The following is a 1,499-nucleotide window of genomic DNA, read 5'->3' as shown; positions in this document are numbered from 1 at the left end:
GGTTTATTGTGATCATCAAGAAACGGAACTATAGTCGTATCTACCCAATAATAGGTTCCACCCTTGGTCTTATTTTTAATCTCACCTTTCCATACTTTCCCCGATGAAATTGTTCTCCAAAGATCATTGAAAAATTCTCTAGAATGAAATCCCGAGTTAATAATTCGATGATTCTGTCCAATCAGCTCTTCCTTTGAAAACTCCGAAATCCGGCAAAATTGATCATTAACAAATTTGATGGTCCCTCTTTGATCGGTTATTGCTACAATTGATGAAGCATCCAAAGCAAATTGAAAATCGACAAGTTTATTTACGGACTTTTTCAGTTCCTCTACAACTCGTTTATATTCGGTAATTTCCTTCCGAATTGCCAGGTATTTATAAGGGCTCCCTATTTCATTTAAGAAAGGGACAATTGTGGTATCTACCCAATAATAGGTTCCATCCTTTGCTCTGTTCTTAATTTCGCCCCTCCATACACTTCCTGTCGAGATTGTTCTCCAAAGATTTTGCATAAATTCCTTTGAATGATAACCTGAATTGATAATTCGATGATCCTTCCCTATAAGTTCTGCTGCTGAATATTGGGATACCTCACAAAATTTCTTGTTAATGGATTGTATCTTGCCTTTTTCATCTGTAAAAGCGACAATCGTTGATTCATCGAGTGCGTACATTAAATCAACCAGCTCATTTATGGGATAGGTTTGCTGTTGATTAAGTCGTGATTGGTCTTTCACTTTATGGAACACGACTAAGTAATAGACCTCTTTTTCAAGCGAAAAAGCATTCACCCTGAAAAAAAGTGAAAAAGTATGTCCATCTCTGTGGATTCCGAACTGGTGGATTATTTCCCCTTCCCCACTGGCCTGAAGATTTGCTCCTGGCATAAGATTCAAAAGTTTTTCTCCTATTAATTCATGATTTAAATAACCAAAATTTTCATATACCTGTTGATTCGCAAAAGAGATGACGCCTGATTCATTAACGATAATTGTCGCTTCGCTGGACCCAAAAGAATTCTCTTTTTTCATTTCCAAATGATTATTCCAGTCCATACATAGTCCTCCTGTTGCCGTTAAATTGAGCTGTTTAATTCCTTTTCCAATCTTTTCGCTGCATCAAGGATCGTATGCTGGTCACTTTCAGAAATAGGCTGTTTTGTTCTATTACCTACTAATAATACACCTTTGAGAACACCTTTAAATTGAATTGGAACTGCGAAAGCGTAGCTGAGATTTTCCGCGAGCATGATAGGATATTCTAGTGCTTTGCCCAGAATATTATTAGGAAAATCTTCAATTCCCATTGGTCTGCCTGTTGATATTACCTTACCTGCTATCCCTTTTCCATATCGAACTGTTATTCTTTTGTATTTATCATTTCTATTCCCTGCGGCATAATGCCAGCTTACGTCTGGACCGTTGCTGTTTTGTAAAGCTAGCCCAACAAAATCACAGTTCAATTCTTCTAATACTTGTTCACACGCTTGTTTAAAT

At 37.0% G+C, this 1,499-nt stretch carries 2 protein-coding genes; both read right to left on the bottom strand.

The window, feature by feature from the left end; genetic code table 11:
• A partial coding sequence (locus tag AC1DUW_RS28560) for a PAS domain-containing protein (protein WP_477644148.1) occupies positions 1 to 1,058 on the bottom strand: 1,058 nt, incomplete at its 3' end.
• 20 nt (positions 1,059 to 1,078) lie between these two features.
• Positions 1,079 to 1,499: GAF domain-containing protein (locus tag AC1DUW_RS28555; protein WP_477644147.1), on the bottom strand; the 421-nt coding region annotated here is incomplete at its 5' end.

The organism is Peribacillus sp. P4_C12 (genome assembly GCF_056402095.1).
Note: the sequence above shows the minus strand (reverse complement) of the source record. Positions and strands in the feature narration are given on the sequence as shown.